Consider the following 1054-nt stretch of genomic DNA (forward strand, 5'->3'; position numbering starts at 1 on the left):
GGCTTTGTTGCTTAATTCGATGAGAAGACATGGTAGCCCCATGTTGTTCAGTTCTTAAACAATATACTGAGTTTCAGGCATACCTAGCCCTGTAAGCTTGTTCAGCGCTTTGATCATAGCGTAAGTCTCACCAACTTGAGCGTTGTAGTCCCTCAGGCTTAATTTCCCACCTAACAACTGTTTTACCCGATACATTGCTGTCTCTGAGAGCGAGCGCTTATGATAACCATACCGCTTTTTCCATTTCTTGTTAGAGCCGTAGAGCTTCTGGCAACCCACTGCTAAGTTGCGAGGATGTCCTCGTTCCCAGAAGGCTGCCCCTTCTCGTGGCGGAATGAGCGGAACAGCTCGCTTGAGCCGTATGGCATCATGGCAATTCCTTGTGTCATAAGCACCATCGCCTGATATCTCAATGATTTTACGGCGTGTCTGCTTAAGCAAGTTGGGAAGTACTTCGGCATCGGTTACGTTAGATAAGCTCAGCTCTGCTGCGACTATTTCGTGGGTGCTAGTATCTACTGCGATATGCAGCTTACGCCAAACCCTACGCTTCCCGTCAGTACCATGCTTCTTGACCTTCCATTCGCCTTCGCCATAAACCTTGAGGCCAGTGGCATCAATGGCTAGGTGTTGTATCGCACCTCTGGTTTTAGTTTTAAATGAAACCTCAACTTCCTTAGCTCGACGGCTTATACAGGTGTAGTGGGGACAAACTAGCGGGATGTTAGCCAGCTTAAATACCGAGTCTAGAAATCCTTGCAGTGCTCTCAACGGCATAGAGAATATGCGTTTCACCATCAGTGCAGTAGTAATGGCTAAGTCGCTGAATTGGCGAGGTCTGCCGCGCTTGCCTTGTTTGTTTTGCTTCCACTCGGCTATCGTTTCCTCATCAATCCAAAAGGTCAGAGAACCACGGTTTATTAAGGCTTTGTTGTACTGCGTCCAGTTAGTTGTTTTGTAACGAGGTTTAGGCATGAGGCTACGACGATTAATGGGTGTAGCCGATCAGATCGTAGCTTCTTGATTTAGTTCCATCGATTTAAGCAACAAAGCC

General features: G+C 47.2%; 1 protein-coding gene. It reads right to left on the reverse strand.

The window, feature by feature from the left end; all coding sequences use genetic code 11:
• Nucleotides 1-54: 54 nt before the first annotated feature.
• Nucleotides 55-975, reverse strand: coding sequence for an IS5 family transposase (locus tag R7127_RS26880; RefSeq protein ID WP_318142905.1), 921 nt, complete (start codon nt 973-975; stop codon nt 55-57).
• Nucleotides 976-1054 lie beyond the last annotated feature (79 nt).

The sequence above is a fragment of the Vibrio sp. 1159 genome (genome assembly GCF_033340395.1).
GTDB lineage: Bacteria > Pseudomonadota > Gammaproteobacteria > Enterobacterales > Vibrionaceae > Vibrio > Vibrio alginolyticus.

Bases quoted from the DNA above. Each gene is read 5' to 3' on its own strand.
- R7127_RS26880 (WP_318142905.1), bottom strand. From the start codon at position 975: ATGCCTAAACCTCGTTACAAAACAACTAACTGGACGCAGTACAACAAA.